Origin of the sequence: Agilicoccus flavus, from assembly GCF_014857905.1 — a bacterium.
GTDB classification, from domain to species: domain Bacteria; phylum Actinomycetota; class Actinomycetes; order Actinomycetales; family Dermatophilaceae; genus Agilicoccus; species Agilicoccus flavus.
This window is the reverse complement of record NZ_JACYXE010000001.1, coordinates 78182-101984: the sequence shown is the minus strand read 5'-3', so window position 1 is coordinate 101984 and position 23803 is coordinate 78182. Positions and strand designations below refer to the sequence as shown.

At 74.6% G+C, this 23803-nt stretch carries 22 protein-coding genes, 1 tRNA gene and 1 other RNA gene; 20 read left to right on the top strand and 4 right to left on the bottom strand.

Annotated features, from left to right (window positions below; translation table 11 throughout):
- Positions 1-167: 167 nt before the first annotated feature.
- The 3 genes from manA to ICW24_RS00445 all read left to right on the top strand — a co-directional run bounded on the left by manA (position 168) and on the right by ICW24_RS00445 (position 2711).
- The gene (gene manA / locus ICW24_RS00455; RefSeq protein WP_226343748.1) at positions 168-1406 is read left to right on the top strand and encodes a mannose-6-phosphate isomerase, class I; all 1239 of its coding nucleotides are present in this window, start codon (positions 168-170) and stop codon (positions 1404-1406) included.
- 86 nt (positions 1407-1492) lie between these two features.
- Complete coding sequence (locus ICW24_RS00450; protein ID WP_226343747.1) at positions 1493-1954, top strand: hypothetical protein; 462 nt, start codon at positions 1493-1495, stop codon at positions 1952-1954.
- Positions 1955-2036: 82 nt separating this feature from the next.
- Positions 2037-2711, top strand: coding sequence for a class II aldolase/adducin family protein (locus tag ICW24_RS00445; protein WP_226343746.1), 675 nt, complete (start codon positions 2037-2039; stop codon positions 2709-2711).
- A 10-nt stretch (positions 2712-2721) separates the two neighbouring features.
- Here ICW24_RS00445 and ICW24_RS00440 read toward each other — a convergent pair whose 3' ends face one another.
- Positions 2722-4242 carry a helicase HerA-like domain-containing protein gene (locus ICW24_RS00440; protein WP_226344320.1) on the bottom strand — a complete coding sequence of 507 codons (1521 nt, stop codon included), beginning with the start codon at positions 4240-4242 and terminating at the stop codon, positions 2722-2724.
- Positions 4243-4370: 128 nt separating this feature from the next.
- Here ICW24_RS00440 and ICW24_RS00435 point away from each other — a divergent pair, with 128 nt between their 5' ends.
- From ICW24_RS00435 to ICW24_RS00415, 5 genes are all read left to right on the top strand, one after another.
- Positions 4371-4889, top strand: a complete 519-nt coding sequence (locus ICW24_RS00435; RefSeq protein ID WP_226343745.1) for a LytR C-terminal domain-containing protein — start codon at positions 4371-4373, stop codon at positions 4887-4889.
- A gap of 186 nt (positions 4890-5075) precedes the next feature.
- Positions 5076-5963 carry an iron uptake transporter permease EfeU gene (gene efeU, locus ICW24_RS00430; RefSeq protein ID WP_226343744.1) on the top strand — a complete coding sequence of 296 codons (888 nt, stop codon included), beginning with the start codon at positions 5076-5078 and terminating at the stop codon, positions 5961-5963.
- Positions 5960-7147 (top strand): iron uptake system protein EfeO, encoded by a 1188-nt coding sequence (gene efeO / locus ICW24_RS00425; RefSeq protein ID WP_226343743.1) that lies wholly within the window; start codon positions 5960-5962, stop codon positions 7145-7147. The genes efeU and efeO overlap by 4 nt, the downstream gene beginning before the upstream one ends.
- 13 nt (positions 7148-7160) lie before the next feature.
- Positions 7161-8507 (top strand): iron uptake transporter deferrochelatase/peroxidase subunit, encoded by a 1347-nt coding sequence (efeB, locus tag ICW24_RS00420; RefSeq protein WP_372360445.1) that lies wholly within the window; start codon positions 7161-7163, stop codon positions 8505-8507.
- Between the two features lie 257 nt (positions 8508-8764).
- Positions 8765-9805 carry an NAD(P)-dependent alcohol dehydrogenase gene (locus ICW24_RS00415; RefSeq protein WP_226343742.1) on the top strand — a complete coding sequence of 347 codons (1041 nt, stop codon included), beginning with the start codon at positions 8765-8767 and terminating at the stop codon, positions 9803-9805.
- An 87-nt stretch (positions 9806-9892) separates the two neighbouring features.
- Here the strand turns inward: ICW24_RS00415 and ddaH are convergent, their stop codons facing one another.
- Entirely contained in the window at positions 9893-10663 is a 771-nt protein-coding gene (ddaH, locus tag ICW24_RS00410; RefSeq protein ID WP_226343741.1) for a dimethylargininase, read from the bottom strand.
- Positions 10664-10915: 252 nt separating this feature from the next.
- On the opposite strand from ddaH, the gene ICW24_RS00405 reads away from it, so the two are divergent.
- A complete protein-coding gene (locus tag ICW24_RS00405) occupies positions 10916-12172 on the top strand; it encodes a hypothetical protein (RefSeq protein WP_226343740.1) in 1257 nt (418 codons plus the stop codon).
- A 105-nt stretch (positions 12173-12277) separates the two neighbouring features.
- Positions 12278-12895: a superoxide dismutase gene (locus ICW24_RS00400; RefSeq protein WP_226343739.1), complete on the top strand. Its 618-nt coding sequence runs from the start codon at positions 12278-12280 to the stop codon at positions 12893-12895.
- 439 nt (positions 12896-13334) lie between these two features.
- Here the strand turns inward: ICW24_RS00400 and ICW24_RS00395 are convergent, their stop codons facing one another.
- Positions 13335-13697, bottom strand: a complete 363-nt coding sequence (locus tag ICW24_RS00395; protein WP_226343738.1) for a hypothetical protein — start codon at positions 13695-13697, stop codon at positions 13335-13337.
- 246 nt (positions 13698-13943) lie between these two features.
- On the opposite strand from ICW24_RS00395, the gene mtnA reads away from it, so the two are divergent.
- The 9 genes from mtnA to ICW24_RS00350 all read left to right on the top strand — a co-directional run bounded on the left by mtnA (position 13944) and on the right by ICW24_RS00350 (position 23358).
- Positions 13944-14978 carry an S-methyl-5-thioribose-1-phosphate isomerase gene (gene mtnA, locus ICW24_RS00390; RefSeq protein WP_226343737.1) on the top strand — a complete coding sequence of 345 codons (1035 nt, stop codon included), beginning with the start codon at positions 13944-13946 and terminating at the stop codon, positions 14976-14978.
- 47 nt (positions 14979-15025) lie between these two features.
- Entirely contained in the window at positions 15026-15346 is a 321-nt protein-coding gene (locus tag ICW24_RS00385; RefSeq protein ID WP_226343736.1) for a hypothetical protein, read from the top strand.
- A 174-nt stretch (positions 15347-15520) separates the two neighbouring features.
- Positions 15521-16894, top strand: a complete 1374-nt coding sequence (locus ICW24_RS00380) for a glucose-6-phosphate dehydrogenase (protein WP_226343735.1) — start codon at positions 15521-15523, stop codon at positions 16892-16894.
- 185 nt (positions 16895-17079) lie between these two features.
- Complete coding sequence (locus tag ICW24_RS00375) at positions 17080-17265, top strand: hypothetical protein (RefSeq protein ID WP_226343734.1); 186 nt, start codon at positions 17080-17082, stop codon at positions 17263-17265.
- Positions 17266-17511: 246 nt separating this feature from the next.
- The gene (locus ICW24_RS00370) at positions 17512-19182 is read left to right on the top strand and encodes a glycoside hydrolase family 3 protein (RefSeq protein WP_226343733.1); all 1671 of its coding nucleotides are present in this window, start codon (positions 17512-17514) and stop codon (positions 19180-19182) included.
- A 147-nt stretch (positions 19183-19329) separates the two neighbouring features.
- The gene (locus ICW24_RS00365) at positions 19330-20055 is read left to right on the top strand and encodes a peptidylprolyl isomerase (RefSeq protein ID WP_307781265.1); all 726 of its coding nucleotides are present in this window, start codon (positions 19330-19332) and stop codon (positions 20053-20055) included.
- 79 nt (positions 20056-20134) lie between these two features.
- Positions 20135-21055, top strand: a complete 921-nt coding sequence (locus ICW24_RS00360; RefSeq protein ID WP_226343732.1) for a MurR/RpiR family transcriptional regulator — start codon at positions 20135-20137, stop codon at positions 21053-21055.
- 73 nt (positions 21056-21128) lie between these two features.
- Positions 21129-22145 carry an N-acetylmuramic acid 6-phosphate etherase gene (locus ICW24_RS00355; protein ID WP_226343731.1) on the top strand — a complete coding sequence of 339 codons (1017 nt, stop codon included), beginning with the start codon at positions 21129-21131 and terminating at the stop codon, positions 22143-22145.
- Between the two features lie 142 nt (positions 22146-22287).
- Positions 22288-23358, top strand: a complete 1071-nt coding sequence (locus tag ICW24_RS00350) for a BadF/BadG/BcrA/BcrD ATPase family protein (protein WP_226343730.1) — start codon at positions 22288-22290, stop codon at positions 23356-23358.
- 81 nt (positions 23359-23439) lie between these two features.
- Here the strand turns inward: ICW24_RS00350 and ICW24_RS00345 are convergent.
- Positions 23440-23525 (bottom strand) — tRNA-Ser (locus tag ICW24_RS00345).
- An 86-nt stretch (positions 23526-23611) separates the two neighbouring features.
- On the opposite strand from ICW24_RS00345, the gene ffs reads away from it, so the two are divergent.
- Positions 23612-23708: signal recognition particle sRNA small type (gene ffs / locus ICW24_RS00340), an RNA gene on the top strand.
- Positions 23709-23803 lie beyond the last annotated feature (95 nt).

The window sequence follows — 23803 nt, the reverse complement described above, 5'->3', positions numbered from 1 at the left end:
TGCCACGGCTCGGCAGGGCTCCGCCACGGCGCTGCCACGGCTCGTGCCGCCGCGCTGCGACGGCGTCCGGGCGGCGACGCGCGGGCGGCCCGGTCGACGTGTGGTGGGCCGGCGCTGCGGGAGAATGGGAGGGTCAGCCCCTCGCCGCTTCTGCCGAAAGGTCACGCATGGATCTGCTCGACGCGGCCGTCCAGCCGTACGCGTGGGGCTCTCACGAGGTCATCGCCCGTCTCCAGGGTCGCCCCGCTCCCACCCCGGAGCCGGAGGCCGAGCTGTGGATGGGGGCGCATCCGTCGGCGCCGTCGGGGCTGACCCGCGACGGCGCGGCCACCGACCTGCGGCGCGTCGTCGACGCCGACCCGGAGGGCGAGCTCGGGGCCGACTGCGCCCGCGCCCACGGCGGGCGGCTCCCGTTCCTGCTCAAGGTCCTCGCCGCGGACCAGGCGCTCTCGATCCAGGTCCACCCCGACGCCGACCGGGCCGCCGCCGGGTACGCCGCGGAACGCGCGGGAGGACTCGACGCCGGCGCCTCGCCCACGTACGCCGACGACTGGCCGAAGCCCGAGGTGCTGTGCGCGCTCACCGAGTTCGAGGTCCTCGCCGGCCTGCGCGACCCGGACGACGCCCGCGCCCTGCTCGACGCGCTCGACGTGCCGGCGCTCGCCGCGGTGCGCGCCGCGCTGACCACCGGCGAGGGCGCCGGCAGCCGCGACGTCGCGATGCTCGCGGCCCTGCGGGCGGTCCTCACGCATCCCGACCCCGCGCGCCTGGCCGCGGACGTCGTCGCCGCGTGCGCCCGGCTCGCGCAGGCGCCGGACGGTGCCTCCGCGGCGAGCACCGCGCACCGCGAGGCGGCCGAGGCCGTGACGTGCATCGCGCGCGATCACCCCGACGACATCGGGCTCGTGGCCGCCCTGCTGCTGCGCCACCGGGTGCTCGCACCGGGGGAGGCGATCTACATGGCGGCCGGGGGGCTGCACGCGTACGTGCGTGGCGCCGGCATCGAGATCCTCGCCAACTCCGACAACGTGCTGCGGGCGGGGTTGACCGGCAAGAAGATCGACGTCGAGGAGCTGCTGCGCATCGTCGACCCGGGCGTCGGCGTGCCCGACCTCACCCCGAGCGACGACGGTGACGGCGGGCAGACCTACGCGGCCCCCGTCCCGCACTTCCGGCTCCACCGGGTGATCCGGCCGGCCGGGGCCGGCCCGATCCCGCTGCCGGGCCGGGGCCCGCGGATCGTGCTGAGCGTCGAGGGCACCGCGACCCTGACCCGTCCGGACGGCGCCCGGCTCGACGTGGCCACCGGGGCCTCGGCGTTCGTGCCCGCCCGGGAGGACGACGTGCGTCTCGAGCCGGGGGGCTCCGGCGCCCTCGACGCGTTCGTGGCCTGCCCCGGGGCCTGAACCCGGGGCGGGGCGTCGCCCGCCGACGCTCCGGGCGGGCCATGATGGCGTCCATGAGACGCTGCGCCCCTCTGACAGCCGTCGCGGTGGGACTGGGTCTCGCGGGGTGCGGCAACGCCGTCACCACGGAGGTGACCGGTCGCGTCGGCCTGCAGCGGGACGACCGCGGAGACATCACCGTGGTGATCGACACGTGTCGGTCGAGGGTCAGCGAGATCATCGTCTCGGCGGGCCGCGACGGGTTGTCTGCCGACCAGCCGAACCCGACGCTCGGCGCGTTGAGGGCCGCGACACCGCAGTCGGGGCGTCTGTCCGTCTCGCTGGCGTCCCCGGCTCACCCGTGGTCCGTCACCCGGCCCCTCGCCCTCCTGCAGGATCCGAATGCCCTCGTGCTCGTCGACGCAGGCGACCGGGAGGACGACACGGCGACGTCGCCGGTGGGCACGACGGTCGCACGGATCGGCGAACTGACGAAGGATCAGGTCATCGTCGGGAACGACTCGGAGGTCGTGTCGGTGGACCGGTTCCATGCCGCCGCCTGCCCGTGATCCCGTCGGAAGCGGAGTGCCCACGTCGGAATGGTCGCGCGCGAGAGTGCGACCAGAAGCCCACCCGGAGAACGGAGACGCCATGCCCCTGCTGCTCGAGGACGAGCGCACCCAGATCGTCGACGTGTGCCGCCGCCTGACCCCCGACGGGCTCGTCATCGGCACCGCCGGGAACGTGTCGCTGCGGCGCGACGACCTGCTCGCGGTCACGCCCAGCGGACTGCCGTACGACGACCTCAGGCCCGACCTCGTGTGCGTCGTGCGGGTCGCCGACGGGGAGGTCGTCGACGGGCCCCTGGCGCCGGCGAGCGAGCTCGGCCTGCACCTGGCGGCGCTGCGGGCCACGCGAAAGGCGGGGGCGAACGCCGTCGTCCACACCCACTCCCGCGCGGCCACCGCCCTCGCGAGCCTGCAGGGCGTGGACGAGTTGCCGGCCATGCACTACTACGTGGCCATGTTCGGCGGGCCGGTGCGGGTGACGCCCTACCACCGGTACGGCACCCCGGAACTCGCCGCCGCCGTCGAGGCGGCCCTGGCGGGGCGCACCGCCGCCCTCATGGGCAACCACGGCGCGGTCGTCGTCGCCGCGGACCTGCCGACCGCCTACGAGAAGGCCCTCCAGCTCGAGGGGCTGTGCGACAGCTACCTGCGGGCGCTCGCGGCGGGCACGCCGCGGATCCTGACCCAGGACGATATCGCGCAGGTCGTGCAGGGGCTGAAGTCCTACGGTCAGAGCGCGCCGCCCGCGCAGGGCTGAGCCACGCCGGTCAGCGCCGGCGCCGGGCCGTCCCGAAGAGCGACCGGGTGATCTCGCGGCCGATCTGCGTGCCCGCGGACCGCAGCATCGACCGGAACGCCGACGATCGGACGACCTTCTCGATCATCCCGGGCTCCTCCTTCTCGGCCTTCCGCTCGGGCTTCTCGGGCGCCGGCGCGTCGCCGGTCGGCCCGGGATCGGCGGGCGGGGTCTGCCCCGCCGCCCCGGGGGCGGGCGCCTTCTCGAGCCGCGCGGTGAGCACCTCGTAGGCGGACTCGCGGTCGATCGCCTCGGCGTAGGTGGCCTTGAGCGGCGAGGCGTCGACGAGCGCGGTCATGGCCGCGGCGTCGATCGGCCCCATGAGCGACTGCGGCGCCCGCATCCGTGTCCAGGCCACGGGCGTCGGCGCGCCGCGCTCGGAGAGCACGGTGACGACGGCCTCGCCGGTGCCGAGGCCGGTGAGCAGCTCCTCGAGGTCGTACCCGCTCTTGGGGAACGTCTTCACCGTGGCGCTCAGGGCCTTCGCGTCCTCGGGGGTGAACGCGCGCAGCGCGTGCTGCACGCGGTTGCCGAGCTGCCCGAGCACGCCGCTCGGCACGTCGCGCGGGGTCTGGGTGACGAAGAAGACACCGACCCCCTTGGACCGGATGAGCCGGACCGTCTGCTCGATCTGGTCGAGGAACTCCTTGCTCGCGTCGTCGAAGAGGAGGTGGGCCTCGTCGAAGAAGAAGACGAGCTTCGGCTTCTCGACGTCGCCCACCTCGGGCAGGTCGTGGAAGAGGTCGGCGAGCAGCCACATGAGGAACGTCGAGAAGACGGCAGGCCGGTCCTGGACCGCGGGCAGCTCGAGGCACGAGATGATCCCCAGGCCCTCCGGCGAGGTGCGCAGCAGGTGGGCCGTGTCGAGCTCGGGCTCGCCGAAGAACACGTCGGCGCCCTGGTCTGAGAAGCCGATGAGCTCGCGCAGGATGACCCCCGCCGTCGCCGACGAGAGGCCGCCGAGCTCCTTGAGGTCGGCCTTGCCCTCGGCGGACGTGAGGTGCTGGACGACGGCCCGCAGGTCGGCGAGGTCGAGCAGGGCGAGGCCCCGCTTGTCGGCGTAGTGGAAGACGAGGCCGAGGCTGCTCTCCTGGGTGGCGTTGAGCCCCAACACCTTCGCGAGCAGCGTAGGCCCGAACGAGGTGATCGTCGCGCGCACGGGGATGCCCGTGCCCTGGCCGCCGAGGGAGTACAGCTCGACCGGGAAGCCCATGGCCTCCCAGCTCTGGCCGACGTCGCTCGCCCGGGCGCGCACCTTCTCGTTGTCGGCGCCCGGCGCCGACAGCCCCGACAGGTCGCCCTTGATGTCGGCGAGGAAGACGGGGACACCGTTCGCGGCGAGCTGCTCGGCCATGAGCTGCAGGGTCTTCGTCTTGCCCGTGCCGGTCGCGCCGGCCACGAGGCCGTGCCGGTTCATCACCGACAGGGGGAGGGCGACGGGGGCGTCGGCGTGCGCCTGCCCTCCGGGGGAGACGGCCGCGCCCAGTTGCATGGCGGGCCCGTCGAAGCGGTATCCGGTGCGGACGGCGTCGAGTTGCGCGGTGGGGTCGCTCACGCGGGCCAGCGTAGCCCGGCGGGCCCGCTTGGTCCGGGCCCGTGCAGCGGGCATGATCGGCGCTCATGGAGGACAACGACGAGGGGTACGTCCGCGTCGCCGGGCGCACCACGGAGCAGCGGCGGCGCCGCCGGGCGGCGCTCGTGCTCGGGTCGCTGGTCGCCTTCCTCGTGCTCGCGCTCGCCGTCGCCCTGCTGTGGAACCAGCGCTCCGGGGACGCCGGCCGCGCCCCCGCGGCACCGGCCGCCACGTGCACACCCCCGCCCGCCCCGGCGCGCGTGAGCGTGAACGTCTACAACGCCACGGACCGGGCCGGGCTCGCGGCGCGCGCCGCCACGGGCATGAAGGCCCAGGGCTTCGCGGTGGCCGCGGTGAAGAACGACCCCCTCGAACGCACGGTGAAGGGCCCCGCCGAGGTGCGCCACGGCCCGGCCGGCGCCGCCGCGGCCGCCGTCGTCGCCGCGCGGGTGCCCGGCGCGAAGCTCGTCGCCGACCGGCGCACCGACGCCGGCGTGGACCTCGTCCTCGGCTCGGCGTTCACGACCGTCTCGAAGACGCCCGCGACCCCCGCTCCCGTCTGCTGACCCTCGGGGCGGGCCGGTGGTCGCGCTCACTCCGGCTCGCGCGCTCGCGGGCGTTCGCCGCTCGGCGTCGTAGGGCGGGCCGGGACCTAGGGCACTGTGTGGACGGGCCGCCGCGGAACTAAGGTGTGTCTGTCCTACCCACCGGCCCGCCGCCCGCGGACCGTCCCGCGCCGCAGGGGGCCCGCCGTGTTCGCGAACTACCTCATCGGCCTGCGCGAGGGGCTCGAGGCGTCGCTCGTCGTCGTCATCCTCGTCGCCTACCTCGTCCGCACCGGCCGCACCCGGCACCTGCCCGCGATCTGGGGCGGCGTCGCCATCGCCGTCGCCGTCTCGCTCGGGTTCGGCGCGCTGCTCACGTACGGTCCCAAGGGACTGACGTTCGAGGCGCAGGAGGCGATCGGCGGCGGGCTGTCGATCGTCGCCGTCGGCTTCGTCACGTGGATGATCTTCTGGATGGCCCGCACGGCCCGGACGCTGTCCGGCCAGCTCAAGGGCCGGGTCGACGCGGCCGCGGAGGCCGGGTGGGGCGCGCTCGTCGGGGTCGCCGTGCTCGCGGTGGGCCGCGAGGGCCTCGAGACGGCCCTCTTCCTGTGGGCCGCCACCCAGGCCGCCGCGCGCGACAACGCCTCGACGACCGCCCCGCTCGTGGGCGCCCTCCTCGGCCTCGCCACCGCGGTCGCCCTCGGCGTCGGCGTCTACAAGGGCGCCGTCCGCCTCGACCTGGGCCGGTTCTTCACGTGGACCGGAGCCTTCCTCGTGCTCGTCGCCGCCGGCGTGCTCGCCTACGGCGTCCACGACTTGCAGGAGGCGGGCCTGCTGCCCGGCCTCGACACCCTCGCCTTCGACGTCAGCGGCGCCATCCCGCCGACCTCGGTGGTCGGCACCCTCGTCAAGGGCGTCTTCAACCTCTCGCCCGCCATGACCGTGCTCGAGGTGGCCGTCTGGTTCGCCTACGTCGTCCCGGTCATGGCCCTGTTCGTCCGCTCCGTCGCCCGGCCCCGCCGGACCGACGCCGGCGCCACCCCCACCTCCGGCGCGTCGGCGCGCCCGGCCCAGCAAGGAGCCTCGTCATGACGTCCCCCACCCGCGGCCTCGCCCTCACCGCCGCCGGCACGGCCGCGCTCATCGCCCTGGCCGGGTGCACCGACAACCCGCCGTCGTCGTCGTCCGGGGGCGGCGCCTCCTCCGGCGCGGCGGGCCCGATGACCGTGACGTCCACCGACGCCGAGTGCACGGTGTCGACGAACACCGCCGGTTCCGGCAACCTCGTCTTCGACGTGACGAACGGCGGCAGCAAGGTCACCGAGTTCTACCTGCTCGCCCAGGACGGCCTCCGGATCGTCGGGGAGGTCGAGAACATCGGCCCGGGCCTGTCGCGCGAGCTCGTCGTGCGGGCGGTGCCCGGGACGTACTACACCGCGTGCAAGCCGGGCATGGTCGGCTCCGGCATCCGTCACCCCTTCACGGTCACCGACTCGGGAGCGGACCTCGCCGCGACCGGCGCCGACGCCGAGCTGGTCAAGCAGGCCAACGCGCAGTACGCGTCGTACGTCAAGGACCAGACCGAGCAGCTCAAGGCCGAGACGGCCCGGTTCGTCGCCCTGTACAAGGCGGGTCAGGACGACCGCGCCCGCGCCCTCTACGCCCCGGCGCGCGTCCACTGGGAGCGCATCGAGCCCGTCGCCGAGAGCTTCGGCGACCTCGACCCCCGGATGGACCTGCGGGAGGCCGACCTCGAGCCGGGGCAGAAGTGGACCGGCTGGCACGCCATCGAGAAGGACCTGTGGCCGCCGAAGACGGGTTACACCGCCTTCACGCCCGCCCAGCGCGCGGCCATGGCCGACCAGCTCACGAAGGACACCGACGAGCTGTACCGCCGCACCCGGTCGATGACGTTCACCGTCGACCAGATCGGCAACGGCGCGAAGGGCCTGCTCGACGAGGTCGCCAAGGGCAAGGTCACCGGCGAGGAGGAGATCTGGAGCCACACCGACCTCTACGACTTCCAGGCCAACGTCGACGGCGCGCGCGTCGCGTGGGAGGGGCTGCGGCCCATCCTGTCGAAGCGGGACGCCGCCCTCGATGCGCAGCTGCAGCTCCGCTTCTCGGCGCTGCAGAAGCTGCTCGACACCCACAAGGAGGGCAAGGACGGCTTCGTCGGGTACACCGAGCTGTCCAAGGCCGAGGTCAAGGCGCTCTCCGACGCCGTCAACGCCCTGTCCGAGCCGCTGAGCAAGCTGACCGCCGCGGTGGTCTGAGAGCCGTGATCGCATGACCGAGTCCATCCCGCACGCCGTCTCCGACGACGCCGCCGCCTCGACGGCGCCCGTCGCCGACGGCTCCACCGGCTCCACCGGCCGCTCGGGGATGAGCCGGCGGGGTCTGCTCGGCTGGGCCGGGGCGGGCGCCGCCGCGATGGGGGTCGCGGGGTTCGCGGGTGGGCGGGCCAGCGCGCAGGAGCCGCCCCCGCCGCCGCCCGCGGCGCCCGACGCCTACCCGTTCCACGGCGAGCGGCAGGCCGGCATCGTCACGCCGGCGCAGGACCGGTTGCACTTCGCGAGCTTCGACCTGACGACGACCTCGCGGGAGGACGTCGTGGCCCTGCTCACGGCGTGGACGGCCGCGGCGGCCGAGCTGACCGCGGGCCGGCCGGTGGGCGGCGACCCGGCCTCCTACGATGCGCCGCCGAACGACACGGGCGAGGCGTCCGGGCTGGCCGCGTCCCGGCTCACGCTGACGTTCGGGTTCGGCCCCACCCTGTTCCGCGACGCGGCCGGGAAGGACCGGTTCGGGCTCGCGGCCCGGCAGCCGGCCGCCCTGCGCCGCCTGCCGCACTTCCCCGCCGACAACCTCGACCCCCGCCGCAGCGACGGAGACCTGTGCGTCCAGGCGTGCGCCGACGACCCGCAGGTCGCGGTCCACGCGATCCGGAACCTCTCGCGGATCGCCTTCGGGACGGCCGCGCTGCGCTGGAGCCAGCTCGGCTTCGGACGCACCAGCTCGACGTCGACGTCGCAGGCCACCCCGCGCAACCTCTTCGGGTTCAAGGACGGCACGGCCAACCTCAAGGCCGAGGACCCGGACGCCGTGTCGCGGCACGTCTGGGTGGGCGCCGGGGACGACCCCCGCGCCGGGTGGCTCGCCGGGGGCAGCTACCTCGTCGCCCGCCGCATCAACATGACGATCGAGACGTGGGACCGGACGTCGCTGAGCGAGCAGGAGTCGCTCGTCGGGCGCGACCGCAAGGAGGGGGCGCCGCTGTCGGGGGGCACGGAGTTCACCGAACCCGATTTCGCGCTCACCGGCCGCGGGGGAGCGCCCCTGGTGGCGATGAACTCCCACGTCCGTCTCGCGCACCCGAGCCAGAACGGCGGGGTGCAGATGCTGCGCCGCGGCTACAACTTCACCGACGGCAACGACGAGTTGGGCCGCCTCGACGCGGGCCTCTTCTTCATCGCTTACGTCCGCGACCCCCGCACGCAGTACGTGCCCATGCAGACCCGCATGTCGCGCCAGGACGGCCTCATGGAGTACCTGCAGCACCGCGGATCGGCCCTGTTCGCCGTCCCGCCGGGCGCCCGGCCGGGGGAGCACATCGGGCGTGCCCTCTTCGCCTGAACCGCGCCGAACATCGGCGTCGAGCAGTGGTGATCCAGGGCGAGTCTCACGCCGTGGACGCCGCCCGCTCCCGGGCTTCGCGTTCCACCTCGGCGAGGCGGTCCGCGCGCGCGATGTCGGCGTTGCGGCTCTCGCCGGCGCGATCGGCGGCCGCGTCCCGGCTCGGCCGGACGGACCGCGACACCCTCGCGTCGGGGGACGGTCCGGCCGGGGCTAGCGTGGATGTCGACGCACAGTCCACGCGAAAGGGACACCACATGCAGGTCAATGCCATTGCCGCCGTCGCCCCCGACCAGCCGCTCGAGCGCACGACGATCGAGCGCCGGGACGTCGGCGAGCACGAGGTGCGCATCGCCATCAAGTTCGCCGGCATCTGCCACTCCGACATCCACACCGTCCGCAGCGAATGGGGCCAGATCGAGTACCCCATGGTCGTCGGGCACGAGATCGCCGGCGTCGTCGACGAGGTCGGCTCGGGCGTGAGCCGGTACAAGGTCGGCGACCACGTCGGCGTCGGCTGCTTCGTCGACTCCTGCCGCGAGTGCGAGAACTGCAAGGCGGGCCTCGACAACTACTGCCTCAAGGGCAACGTCGGCACGTACAACGCGACGGGCCGCGACGGGAAGCCCACCGCGGGCGGGTACTCGACGCACATCGTCGTCGACGAGAACTACGTGCTGCGCATCCCCAAGAACCTCGGCCTCGACGTGGCCGCGCCGCTGCTGTGCGCGGGCATCACGACGTACTCCCCGCTCGCGCACTGGAACGCCGGCCCCGGCAAGAAGGTCGCCGTCATCGGCCTCGGCGGGCTCGGCCACATGGCGGTCAAGATCGCCCACGCGATGGGCGCCGAGGTCAGCGTGCTCTCGCAGTCGCTGAAGAAGAAGGAGGACGGCGAGCGGCTCGGCGCCGACCATTACTACGCCACCTCCGACGAGTCCACCTTCGAGGACCTCGCCGGCAGCTTCGACCTCATCGTCAACACGGTCTCGGCGAACCTCGACCTCGCGCAGTACCTCGGGCTGCTGCGGACCGACGGCGCGCTCGTGCAGGTCGGCGCCCCCGAGAAGCCGATAGAGATCCCGGCCTTCGCGCTCATCCCGGGCCGCAAGACCCTGGCCGGCTCGATGATCGGTTCGATCGCCGAGACGCAGGAGATGCTCGACTTCTGCGGGAAGCACGACCTCGGCGCCGAGGTCGAGGTCATCTCGGCCGACCAGGTCAACGAGGCCTACGACCGCGTCGTCAACTCCGACGTGCGCTACCGCTTCGTCATCGACACGGCGACGCTCGACTGATCCGTCCCGCGCCCCGACGGGCGCCCGTCCCGACCCGGGGCGGGCGCCCGTCGGGCGTTCGGAGGGCGCGTCGGGTCACCCGGTTGCTCAGCCCCGCAGTCGGATCGAGAGGCAGGTGACGCACCCCTCGAGCTTCTCGAACTCGGTCATGTCGACCGCGACGACCCGCAGCCCTCGCTCGCGCAGCAGGCGGGCGGTCCGGGGCGCGGAGGTCGACATGAGCACGGTGTCGTCGCCGAGCAGGACGACGTGGGCGCCGGCCTCCTCGGGCACCGCGAGGAAGGGGTCCCACAGGGAGGCGTCGTCGACGAGCGGTGCGTAGCCGACGACCGTGCCGTCGGGCAGGGCCGTCACCGCCGACTTGAGGTGGAGCACCGTGGTCAGGGGCACGGCCACGACACGGGCGCCGAGCGGTTCGAGCAGGGCCCGCAGCGAGGAGACGCCGGCTTTGTTCGTGCGGCCACCGAGCCCCACCCAGACCGTGCCGCCGTGCTTGAGGACGTCGCCGCCGTCGAGGGTGCCGGGCGCGGTGATCTCCGCGACGCGGTACCCCTGCCCCTGCAGGGCCTCGCGCATCCCGGCGGCCTCGGCCCGCCGCTCCGGTGCGCCGGAGCGGGCGAGGACCGCGAGGTCGCCGTAGACGACCGCGGTGTCCTCGACGAAGACGCCGTCGGGGCAGTCGGGCACCGGCGTGACCTCGACGGTCTCCCAGCCGTGTGCCGCCAGGGCGTCGACGTAGCCCTGCCACTGCCGCAGGGCGAGGTCGGGGTCGACGTCGTCGCTGCGCTCGATGTGCGTGACGAGACCGTCGGCGAGCCGGGGGCCGGGGCGGCGGACGAGCGCGAGGCGGCGGTGCATGCGTCCCACCCTGCCACGACCGCCCGCGCCGCCCGGCCCGTCGTCTCGGCCCGCGCTGCGGCGTCCCGTGCGGCGTCCCCGTGTGGCCTCACGTCGCGACACCCCGGGCCGATGGGCGGGGCAGGGCAGCACGTCGTCGCGCCGCCGCAGCGGGCACCGCGCTCCTGCGGGATCGGCGGGCGGCACGGGCCGCGACCGGTGCCGTCGGGCGGCGTCGGGCGCCGGCGAGGACGAGCGGGACGTGAGGGAGCGATGCACGGGATCGGGAGCGGGCCGGGCGCCGCGCCGAGCCCACCCGCACCCGGAGCCGGTCCACGACGCCTCCTCGCGCCCGGTCGGCTCCTGCGCCCCGGCGAGGCCGCCGCCGACGGCGAGGCCGTCCACCGCGGGCCGTACGCCGTCGTCTCGCTCGCGACGAGCGGGTTCACCCCGATGCGCGACCGGGTCGTCGAGATCGCCGTCGTGCGCCTCGACGCGAACGGGCGCCTCGTCGACGAGTGGGCCACCCTGCTCGACCCGGCCCCCGGCGACGTGGGGCCCCTGCTCCTGCACGGCCTCGTGGTCCCCGACGTCGCGGGCGCCCCGCGGTTCGGCGACGTCGGGCGCTCGCTGCTCGCCCGGCTCGAGGGCCACGTCGTCGCCGCCCACCGCGCCGACCTCACGCAGGCCTTCCTCGCGGCCGAGTTCCGGGCCGCGTCGCTGCTGCCGCCGACGTTTCCCGCCCTCGACACCTTCCGCCTCGCGCAGGCGAGCATCCCGACGCCCAACCACCGGCTGCCCACGCTCGCGGCGCACCTGAACCTGGCTCCGCCGACGGGAGCCGCGGCCGACGACGCGCGGCTCGTCACCGGCGTCGCGGCGGCCGTTCTCGGCCGGCACCGAGAGGCGATCGTCTATCCGGTGCCGGCGCCCCCGGCCCTCTCGGGGCCCGCTCCGGCGCCCGGGCCGGCGCGCAGCCGGTCCCACCGCCCGCCGGCCCCCGCGACCGACCCGTGGCTCGCCGAGCTCCTCGCCGGCCTGCGCATGGGCGCCAGGGAGGCGCACGACCCGCGCGTGGCCCTCTACGTGGAGACCGTCGTCGGGCTGCTCGCCCGCGGCCGCATCGTCGCCGACGAGGTGCGGGAGCTGGGCGGCGTGCTGGCGCGGTCGGGGTACTCCGCCGCCGACATCCGGGGTGTGCTCGAGCACCTGCTCGAGTCGATACGCGAGGCCGCGTTCGAGCGACCCCGGCTGGGGGCGGCCCGGTTGCGACACCTGCGGGCGGCCGCGGCCTCCCTGGGATCGCCCGGCTACTTCGACGACCTCGTGCCCCCGCCCGCGCCGCCCGCGCCCCCGCCGGGGTCGGGATCGTTCGCACGCCCGGTGCGCAAGCCGCCGCCGCCGCCCCGGCCGCCGGCGCGGCTCCCGCGGTGCGGGCACTGCCTGACGATCGGGCACTACACGTCGATGTGCCCGCGGCGGCGGCGGCCCGGGCCCGTGTCGCCCGTCGACCCCGTGGCGCCCATCTGAGCCGCGTGAGACGTGATCCCGCCCCCGGCAGGCCCGCCGCCGGGGTGGTCACTAGGCTGGCCGAGGTAAGGAGAAGCACCACCCTCGAGCTCTAGGAGCAATGCTGTGAGCGAGTACGTCCTTCCCGATCTGCCCTACGACTACGCCGCGCTCGAGCCGCACATCAGCGCCGAGATCATGCAGCTGCACCACGACAAGCACCACGCCACGTACGTCAAGGGCGCGAACGACGCCGCCGAGAAGCTGCAGGCGGCGAGCGAGTCCGGCGACACGGCGACGATCAACCTCATCGCCAAGAACTTCGCGTTCAACCTCGGTGGGCACGTCAACCACTCGATCTTCTGGCAGAACATGTCCCCGGACGGTGGCGACAAGCCCGTCGGCGAGACCTCCAACGTGCTCGAGCAGTACTTCGGCGGCTTCGACAAGTTCCGCGAGCTGTTCGCGGCCAACGCCGCGGGCATCCAGGGCTCCGGCTGGTCGATCCTCGCCTGGGACACCCTGGGCCAGCGCCCGATCCTCGCCCAGCTGTACGACCAGCAGGCGCAGCTCCCGGCCGCCCAGGTCCCGCTGCTCATGCTCGACATGTGGGAGCACGCGTTCTACCTGCAGTACAAGAACGTCAAGCCCGACTACGTCAAGGCCTGGTGGAACGTCGTCAACTGGGCCGACGTCGAGGCCCGCCTCGCCGCCGCCAAGGCGACGAAGATCGTCAACCTCTGACGCGTCACGCGCCACCGACGCCCCCGCCCGCCGATCCGGCGGGCGGGGGCGTCGCTCGTCGGGCGGTACCCCGAGAGGTCGCGGCGCGGACCGCTGCGTGAGGCCCCATGCGGACATGCCGTGACGCGGGTTTCAGAGGGTCTCCCGTCACGACATCCAGAGCCCATCAGAGCCGGCGGTCTCCGGAATCGCGAGCGGAACGGCCCGTTCGATACGTGATCTTGCGCCTAGTGTTCAGGCGGTTCTGCGGTTCCCTTCCTTTCGCTGAGGTAATTGGCCAGGCAGGCCGGCATGGCGCCGGTGAACCACAAGAGACACCACCCCCAGAGCGACCTGGCGGCGCTTGTCCCGAGAATGGCAGAGAACACGGGGATGGAAAGCCGGGAGGCGACGAGTGCTACTCGCATCCCCGGACTCAGGTGCAACCGCCTGATGGGCTTCACCGTTCGTCCTCCGCTCGGAACGGGTCGCGGGGTCTGACGTCGACAGGGTTCTTGCCCCGGTAGCGGTTGCCGACCTGCCTGGGAGCCCTGCGACTCTCGCCCAGCTGCGTCACGACGTCGCGATCGTACTCGGGGTCGAGATCGACGTACGGCGCCTCGGGGTGGAGATAGCTCACGAGCTGCACCGTCGAGGGTTCGGTTGCGATGTGCATGCCGAATCGTGCTGGAACGTCGGTGGGCCGTAGATCGAAACGATGCACGTCGGACTCTGTCGATTCCCGGACGACCGCGCGTCCCGCCAGATCCGACAGGAAGCCCGCAACGACGTTGTCCGCCTGTTCTTGACTGAAGTCACTCACCGAGAAACCAACCCCTTTCCCCCGACGTGGATGGCCGCGTCGTAGCCGAGTTTCACACAGTCGGCTCGACCGGTCGCGTTGTTCGTGCAGTTCAGGCACTCTTTGCCGATGGTGACGGGCTGATTCGTGGCGTCGAAGGTCACGGTGGGTTCGAGGGGCCGGCGTGTGACGGTTCGAGGCGTCGAGGTTCGCCGGGCGGGCGGTAGGGTCCGGGCGTCGGCACGCGGCAGCGGGAGGGCATGGGCGATGAGGGCGATCGAGTGGGACGAGGCGGTGCGCTGCGTGCGCCTGCTGGACCAGACGCAGCTGCCGGAGCGCGAGGAGTATCTCGACATCACGACCGTCGACGCCCTCGTCGACGCCATTCGCCGACTGGCCGTGCGCGGGGCGCCGGCCCTCGGGGCCGCGGGGGCGCTCGGGGTGGTCGTCGCGATGGACGAGGCGCGTCGCGACGGGTGGGATGCGGCCCGGCTCGAGCGTGAGGTCGACCGGATCCGGGACGCCCGCCCGACGGCGGTCAACCTGGCGTGGGGCGTCGACCGGGTCCGAGCGTTCATGGGGAGCGGCCCGGAGGCGGTGCTCGCCGAGGCGCGCCGGCTCGCCGCGGAGGACGAGGCCGCCAACCGGGAGCTCTCCCGCCTCGGCGCCGACTGGATCCTGGCGCGAACCGGCCGCGAGAAGGTCCGCGTCGTCACGCACTGCAACACCGGCGCCCTCGCGACGACCGCCTGGGGCACGGCCTACGGCATCATCCACGAGCTGCACGACCGCGGTGTCCTCGGCCTCGTCCACGCCGACGAGACCCGCCCCCTTCTCCAGGGCGCGCGCCTGACGAGCTGGGAGCTCACCCAGGACGGCATCGACCACGTCGTCCAGGCCGACGGCGCCGCGAGCAGCACGATCCTGCGCGGGCTCGTCGACGTCGCGATCATCGGCGCCGACCGCATCACGGCGAACGGCGACACCGCGAACAAGGTGGGCTCCGTCGCGCTGGCCCTCGCCTGCCGACGAGCCGGCATCCCGTTCGTCGTCGCCGCCCCGAGCTCCACCGTCGACCTCGCCACGGCGACCGGCGACGACATCGTCATCGAGGAGCGCGACGGGGACGAGGTGCTCTCCGTCGGCGGGGTCCGCAACGCCCCTGCGGGCGCGCGAGGCTTCAACCCGGCCTTCGACGTCACCCCGCACGACCTCGTCTCGGCGGTCGCCACCGAGCTCGGGGTCGTCGAACCGGCGCGCGAGGACGACCCGCGCATCATGGAGCGCGTCGCGGCCCCGTGAGGCCCCGCGGACGTGTGCCCTTCGTCCGATTCGGGTACTCACCCGGGGTGAACCACGACACCACCGGCCCGTTCGATCCCCGCGACCCCGGCCCCGACGCCGGTCGGCGCCCCGGCCCGCACGACGCCTACGGGCCCCAGGACGACGTGCCCGGCCGCGCCCCGGGGTACGGCGCCGGCCCGGGCTTCGAGCCGCGCCGCGGCGGCGGCCTGCGGGGATTCCCCTTCCCGCACTACTCGACCCGCACGAAGCGGGGGACGCAGGTCACCGTCGGCGGCTGCTGCCTGCCGCTGCCCATCGGATGCCTGATGCTCACCCTCACCGCCAGCGGCGTCGCCGTCTCCCGGCTCGTCCGTTCCCGGTCCTGACGCAGGGCCCGCCCCGGCCGAGGCCTGGACCCGTGCCGGCCCCGCGCAACGATGCCGACATGACGGCACGGGTGAGCACGGCCGGCATGGCCCGGCGATCGGACGGCCGGTTCAGGGGCGGAGCCTCCCTCCCGAGGGGTGCCCCGAGCCCGGCCGCGCCGTAACGTCGTCGCCATGGCCAACGACCCCGTCACCCTCGTCATCCTCGGCGCCTCCGGCGACCTCACGAAGCGCCTGCTCCTGCCCGGTCTCGGCACGCTGCTGCAGCACCAGCCGCAGCGTCGGGTCCGGCTCGTCGGCGCCGCGAACGAGCAGCTGAGCGAGTCGGACTGGCGGGCCCGCGTCACGAACGCCCTCGGGGAGGGCGGATGCCCCGACGACCGGGCCGAGCGGCTCGCGTCGACCGCGACGTACCGGCGGACCGACCTCCTCGACCCCGACGACCTCCGCGGCCTCATCGAGGGGCTGCCGGAGGGCCCGGCCGTCCTCTACTTTGCGTTGCCGCCGGCCGTCACCGCCAAGGCGTGCGACGTCCTCGCCGGCCTCGACCTCCCCGAGGGGCTGCGGTTCGGGCTCGAGAAGCCCTTCGGCCACGACCTCGCCAGCGCCCGCCGGCTCAACCGCCGGCTCCTCTCCTTCCTCGACGAGGACCAGATCTTCCGGGTCGACCACTTCCTCGGCAAGGGCGCCGTGCTCAACCTGCTCGGGTTCCGGTTCGCCAACCGGCTGTTCGAGCCGGTCTGGAACCAGGCGAACATCGAGTCGGTCGACATCGTCTTCGACGAGACGCTCGCGCTTGAGGGGCGGGCCGGCTACTACGACAAGGCCGGCGCGCTCGCCGACATGATCCAGAGCCACCTGCTGCTCGTGTGCGCCCTCGTGGCCATGGAGGACCCGGCGTCCATCGAGGCGACCGAGTTCCGCGACCTCGTCAGTCACGTCCTCTCCGCGATGTCGGTCCGGGACGGGGACGCCGTCGCGTCCTCGCGCCGGGCGCGCTACACCCGCGGCGCCGTGCAGGGCCAGGACGTCCCGAACTACGTCGACGAGCCCGGCGTGGACGCCGACCGGCACACCGAGACGCTCGCCGAGGTCACCGTCACCATCGACAACGCCCGCTGGGCGGGTGTGCCGTTCCGGCTGCGCAGCGGCAAGGCGCTCGGGGCGCCGCGACGTCAGATCGTCGTCACCTTCCGCCCCGTGGCGCACCTGCCGGGCGGCCTGAGCCCGCGCCCCAAGCCGAACCGGCTCGTCATCGACATGAACCCCGAGCGGGTGACCCTGGAGATCTCGACGAACGGCGAGGGCGACGTCTTCGGCCTCGAGCAGACGCTGCTGTCGGCCGAGATCGGCGCGAGCGCCGTCCGCCCCTACGGCGAGATCCTCGCCCACATCATGGACGGCGACCCCCTGCTGTCCGTACGCGGCGACATGGCCGAGAAGTGCTGGAAGGTCGTCTCGCCCGTCGTCGACGCCTGGCGCAAGAACAAGGTGCCGCTGGAGGAGTACCCCGCCGGCTCCTCCGGCCCGGACGGCTGGCCCGCCTGACGCGGCGTCGGCCCCCGTCGATGCCGGCCTCGGTGGGGCGGCACCGCCGCGCGGGTCGTCGAGGGCGGCCGCCGCACGAGCGGCGGGGCCACGCTGTCGGTGGCCGGGTCTACCGTGGATCGCGTCGACCCCGTCGACGCGGGCGGCGCGCTGCCTCCCGTCACTGCGATGAGCGAAGGTGCTCCATGAGCCAGAACGACGACAGCCAGGGCCAGGTCTCCGAGACGAGTGCGATGAGCCCGAGCGCGGGTGAGGGCGGCGTTCCCGGCACCGACGACGGCGTGCCCACCGCCGGCGCCGCCGGCCAGGAAGCGGACGGCGGCCCCCGCGACTACGACGCCGAGCGCGACGCCCCTCCCGCCGACGAGTGACCGGCCCGGCGGGTGGTCGGCGCGTGCCGATCGCCCGCCGCCCACTGGCGCGGGCTGCCGGCCCGCGCCCGCTCCACGCGTCTCGAAAGGCCCACCGTGTTCACCGCATCCCGTCGTCCCCTCGCCACGCTCGCCGCTGCCGGCGTGCTCCTGCCCGCGTGTGTCGCGGCGTCCGCCCCGGCCGAGGCCGCGCCGCCGCCGGCCTCGCGGGCGGGGAAGGCCGTTTCGGGTGAGGCGCGCACAGCGGTGGCTGCGCCCGACGTGCGGGCCCTCGTCGCGCGGATGACGGTGCGGCAGAAGGTCGGTCAGCTCTTCGTCCAGCAGGTGTACGGGTCGTCGGCCGCGGCGGCCGATCGCCGCAACCTGCCGCTCTACGGGGTCGCGACGCCGGCGCAGGTCGTCGCCAAGTACCACCTCGGCGGGATCGTGTACTTCGGCTGGGCCGGCCAGCTCTCCACGCCGGCGCGGACGGCGGCGCTGTCGAACGGCCTCCAGCGGGCCGCGCTCACCTCCGGGGCGCGGGTGCCGCTGCAGATCGCCACCGACCAGGAGCAAGGGCCGGTGCGCCGGCTGGGTCCGCCGGCCACCGAACTGCCCGGGGCCATGGCCCTCGGGGCGGGGCGAGGCACGGCCGACGCGCGGTCCGCCGCCGCGATCACCGGCTCCGACCTGCGGGCCGTCGGCATCGACACGAACTACGCGCCCGTCGCCGACGTCAACGTCAACCCCGCCAACCCCGTCATCGGCGTCCGCGCCTTCGGCGGGTCCACCGCGCTCGTCGCGTCGATGGTGGCGGCCCAGGTCGCCGGGTTCGAGAAGGACGCGAACGTGTCCACCGCCGTCAAGCACTTCCCCGGCCACGGCGACACCTCGGTCGACAGCCACACCGGCCTGCCCGTCATCTCCCACGGGCTCGCAACGTGGAACCGCGTGGACGCGCCCCCCTTCCGATCCGCCGTGGCCGCGGGCACCGACCTCGTCATGACCGGACACCTCGTCGTCCCCGCCCTCGACCCGAGCGGGGAACCGGCGACCCTGTCACGGCCCATCGTCACCGACACGTTGCGGGGGCGGCTCGGCTTCCGCGGCGTCGTCGTGTCCGACTCGCTCGCGATGGCGGGCGTCCGCAGCCGCCACAGCGACGGCGAGGTCGCGGTGCGGGCCGTGCTCGCCGGGGTCGACCAGCTCCTCATGCCGCCCAAGATGGACGAGGCCTACTCCGCCGTGCTCGGCGCGGTGGCCTCGGGCCGCATCAGCCGGGCCCGCCTCGACGCCTCGGTGACCCGCATCCTCACCCTCAAGCGGGCGCGCGGGCTGTTCGCGCGCCCATACGTCGACGTCGCCCGCGTCGCTCGTGTCGTGGGCACCCGCGCCCACGCCGCGCGTGCGGAGGCGATCGCGAACCGGGGGGTCACCCTGCTGCGCCGGGACCCGCGGGCGACGCCCTTCGCGCCGCGCGGTCGCCGCGTCGCCGTCGTCGGGTTCGGGGCCGACGTCACCGCCGGCCTCGCCACCGAACTGACCCGCCGCGGCGCGCGCACCACCCGACTCGTCACCGGCGCCACGCCCACCGCGGCGCAGCAGCGCGCCGCGGTCGCCGCCGCCCGCCGCGCCGACCGGGTCGTCGTCACGACGATGAACGCATCCCGGCCCGCCGGCGCCGCACAACGCCGGCTCGTCGCCGCCCTCCGGGCCACCGGCCGCCCCGTCGCCGTCGTCGCCGTCCGCGAGCCCTACGACCTCGCGGCCCTGCCGGCCACGCGCACCTACCTCGCCACCTACGGCTGGGGAGCGGTGTCGGGGCGCGCGGCCGCGCGGGTCCTGTCCGGCGCGATCCGCCCCCAGGGCCGCCTGCCCGTCTCCCTGCCCGCCGCCGGCGGCGGCACCCTCGCCCCGTACGGTTCCGGGCTGCGCTGAGCGGCCACCCCGCGTTCGGGTCCGGTGACTTCCGTTCTCGCCCGGGGATTCTCGGGAGCCAGGCGTCCTGGCGGACGGCATGGTCGCCGGCGTCGCCCAGGCGTGGCGGCGCGGGGGCGCGCAGGGCGGGCGCCCTATCGTGGGGTCATGCGTCTTCGTCTCGGCTCCGTCCTCGCCTGCGCCGTCCTGCTGCCCCTGTCGGGCTGCGGGTCGAACGCGCCTCAGACCTCGCCCGGCTCCACCGCGGCCCCGGCGACGTCGTCCGCCGCCTCCCCGAGCGCGTCGAGCGCCCCGACGCCGTCCGGGAGCGGCGCGTCGGGCGGCGCCGCGTGCCCGCCGGCCGGCGGCGCGGCCAAGCGCACCGTGACCTTCGACGCGCCGCCGCCGATGTGCATCGACCCGGCGAAGTCGTACACGGCCACGGTGACGACCGACGTCGGCGCCTTCACGGTCGCCCTCGACGCGAAGAAGGCGCCCAAGACCGTCAACAACTTCGTGTTCCTCGCCCGGAACCACTTCTACGACGGCGTGACCTTCCACCGCGTCATCCAGGGGTTCATGGCCCAGGGCGGCGACCCGCAGGGCACCGGGGCCGGCGGGCCGGGGTACGAGTTCGAGGACGAGTTGCCCCAGCCCGGGGAGTACCGCGTCGGGTCGGTCGCCATGGCCAACGCCGGACCGAACACCAACGGCAGCCAGTTCTTCGTCGTCACCGGCGAGGCGGGCGTCGGCCTCCCGCCGCACTACAGCCTCTTCGGCACGGTGACCGGCGGCATGGACGTCGTCAAGAAGATCGAGGCCGACGGGTCGCCCGCGGACGGTCCGCCCGCCAAGGTCCACACGATGAAGACCGTCACGGTCAAGGAGGGCTGACCGGCCCGGTCGGGCCGGTGGAGGCGGCCGGCCCGACCGAGCCAGCCACGCCCCGGCGGGGTCGACCTACGCTACGGGGATGAGCCGACGTGATTCCGGGGCCGCCGCGCGCTCGACGGCGAAGGGCGGCGACGCCTCGAGCGAGGCCCGGCTCGTGCTGCGGCTGCGGGGGCTGCGGCCGTCGCTGAGCCCCGCCGAGGAGCGGGTGGCGGCGCAGGTCCTGCGCGACCCGCGGGCCGCGGCGGCGCTGACGATCAGCGAGCTCGCGCGGGCCGCGAGCACGTCGGAGACGACGGTCCTCCGCTTCTGCCGGCGGCTCGGGCTCGCCGGCTACCCTCAACTGCGGCTCGCGCTCGCCGAAGAAGGGGCGCTGCCGCGGGACCGCCGCGCGCCCACGAGCGACATCAGCCCGAAGGACACCCTCGACGACGTCGTCGCGAAGGTCGCGTTCGCCGAGACCGCCGCCATCGAGGAGACGGCCGAGCAGCTCGACCGGGCCGTCCTCGACGCCGTCGCCGCCCGGGTGGCCGCCGCCCGGCGCGTCGAGATCTACGGGCACGGGGCGAGCGCCCTGGTGGCGGCCGACCTCCAGCAGAAGCTGCACCGCATCGGCCGGCTGGCGTCGGCGACGGCCGACCCGCACGTGGCCCTCGCCGGGGCGGCGATCCTCGGACCCGACGACGTGGCGATCGCCGTCTCGCATTCGGGGGAGACGCGCGAGACCATCGAGGAGCTCGAGGCCGCCCGCGCCGGCGGCGCGTACACGGTCGCGGTGACCAACCACCCCGTCGCTCCGCTGGCGCGGGCCGCCGACGCGGTCCTGACGACCTCCGCCCGCGAGCCGACGATCCGCGCCGGCGCGACCGCGAGCCGCATCGCGGCCCTGTTCGTCGTCGACTGCCTCTACCTCGCCGTCGCGCATCGCGACGTCCGCGCCTCCCGGCAGGCCGTCGCGACGACGCGACGAGCGGTCGCCACGCACCGCGTCCGCGAGGAGTGAGCGTCCCACCGCCAGGAGATCGTCATTCGTTCACGCTCTTGTCGATGCGCGCGAAAAAAAGTACCGTGGCGGCGTGCCCGAGCAACCGACGACCCCGCACCGTGGCGTCCTGATCGACGCCGACGACGCGCGCGTCGGCGCCGAGGCCGGGGGACCGGTCAGTGCCGTGGCCGCGGTGACCGAGGAACGCAACGACGCCACCCTCGACATCGACCGCCTGACGACCCGGGAGCTCCTCGCGGTCCTCAACGCCGAGGACGCCCGCGTGGCGCCGGCGGTCGCCCGCACCCTCACCCCGCTGGCCGACCTCGTGGACGCCGCGGTCGAGCGGATCCGCGCGGGCGGGCGCGTCCACTACGTCGGCGCGGGCACGTCGGGGCGCCTGGCCGTGCTCGACGCCGCCGAGCTGCGGCCGACGTTCAACGTCCCCGACGGTGTCGTCGTGGCCCATCACGCAGGTGGGCCGGAGGCGCTCTGGCGGGCCGTCGAGAACGTCGAGGACGACGAGACGGCGGGCCTGCGCGAGATGGCGGGCGTCACCGCGGCCGACGTCGTCATCGGCCTCACCGCGTCGGGGCGCACCCCGTTCGTCGGCGGGGCGCTGCGCCGGGCCCGCGAGCTGGGCGCGGTCACGGCCCTCGTCACGGCCGTGCCCGACGCCGGCCTGGCCGGGCTCGCCGATCACGTCGTCGCGCCCGACACCGGCCCCGAGGCGATCACCGGGTCCACCCGTCTCAAGGCGGGGACCGCGCAGAAGCTCGTGCTCAACACGTTCTCGACCGCCGTCATGGTCCGCCTGGGGCGGACGTGGTCCAACCTCATGGTCGACGTGGTCGCCACGAACGCCAAGCTGCGCGGGCGCGTCCTGCGGATCCTGCACGAGGCCACCGGGGGAGACGAGCGGGAGTGCCGGCGGGCCCTCGACGCGGCCGGGGGCGACCTCAAGACGGCGCTCGTGACGATGCTGGCCGGCGCCGATGTGACCGACGCCCGGCGCGCCCTGCACGACCGCGCCGGGATCGTCGCCGACGCCCTCGCCGACCTGGGCGGACCCGCGCGCCCGGCCGCGGCCGCCGACCCGGTTCGCTGACGACCGGCGGCGGTCAGGGGCGCTCACGGGCGACGGCCCCGTTCGTCTCGGGCGGGGCCGGGCGACGTGGCGGGGCAGAACGGTCATTGCGGGCGCGCACCGACGCGCCGCCGTACGCTGGCCCCGGGGGAGAGGGGACGACGTGGACACACCAGAGACGCTCGAACTGCTGGCGGTCGACCTGGGCCGGGCGGGGCTGAGCGCCCGCCGCGTGACGCTTCGGCGCGCCGACGAGTTCGGCCTCGCCGTCGATCCGGACGGCACCGTGGCCGCGCCCCGGCTACGCGCCGGTCGCCCCGTCGACGTCGAGGCGCTGACCGACCTCGTCGCCCCGCTCGCCGAGGCCGGCCCCGTCGACGCGTGCGTGTGGTCCGTGGCCGACCTCACGGCGACCCTCGACGCGCCCGCCCTCCTCGCGCGGGCCGCCGCGTTGTCCGGGACCGAGCGGACCGTCGTCGTCGACGGGTCCGTGGCCACGCTCGTCGGGGCCGTGGCCGAGGTCGGCCCGGGCGTCGTGCTCGACATGGGCGTGGGCGTCGTGGCCCTCGCCACGGACTTCGACCAGACGTGGCGTCGCCTCGATGGCTGGGGGTCGCTGCTCGGCGACCGCGGGTCCGCGGCCTGGGTGGGTCGGCAGGGCCTCGCGGCGGGCCTGCTGCACCGGGACGGCGTGCCCGGCGGGTCGGCGGCCCTGCTCGACGCCGGCCGACGCTCGTTCGGCGACGAGCGCGGGTGGGCGACTCTCGCCGCGGAGCACGGCCCGGGGCTGCTCGCCGACTTCGCGCCGGTCGTCGGCGACGTCGCGAGCCGAGACGACGTGGCCCGCGACATCTGTCGCCTGGCGGGGGAGCACCTGGCCGACACCCTCTGCGCCGGCGCGGCCGCACTGCCCGGCGCGCCCCTCAGCGCGACGGGTGGGCTCCTGCTCGTTGAGGCCGTGAAGGTCGCCTTCGCTAGCGCCCTGGGCAAGCGCCACGTCTTCCTCGTGCCCGCCCTCGGCAGCCCCCTCGACGGTGCGACCATCCTCGCCCGCCACCTCGCCACGGGCCATGACCTGACCCATCGCCCCGGGGCGCTGCACGTGTGGGGTGCCGCGAGCCTCCCGGCCGCACCGACGGGCGGCGAGCGGGCGAGCGACGACGTCACCGAAGATGCGGAGGCTGTCGAGGGCGTGGAGATCGTGGAGGGCGTCGAGGTCGTGGCGCGGCCCTAGGGGCGAGACCGGTGCGGACGAGGCCCGGGTAGAGACGAGAACAGGCGCGGCCCGCAGCGGGGACCGCGCCTGTTCCGGCGGCGGAGGATAGGGGATTTGAACCCCTGAGGGCTATTAACCCAACACGATTTCCAATCGTGCGCACTAGGCCACTATGCGAATCCTCCGTCGAGGATCGTACCTGACCTGCGAGGCCCGACCGAATCGGGACCGGGCGTTTGGGGGGCGCGGGGCGCCTCCACTACAGTGGTCGCCGGACCCCTCGTGCGGTGGTACCTCTCCGAACTCCCCCAGGGCAGGAATGCAGCAAGGGTAGGGGAGCTCTTCCAGGTGTGCGGGGGGTTCTTCGCGTCTCCGGGCTCCTTCGAGGCCCCCTCTGGGCCGGCTCGACCGTCGGCGATCGGCGCGGACGACCCCGGCATCCGGTTCGGGGCGCGACCCTGTC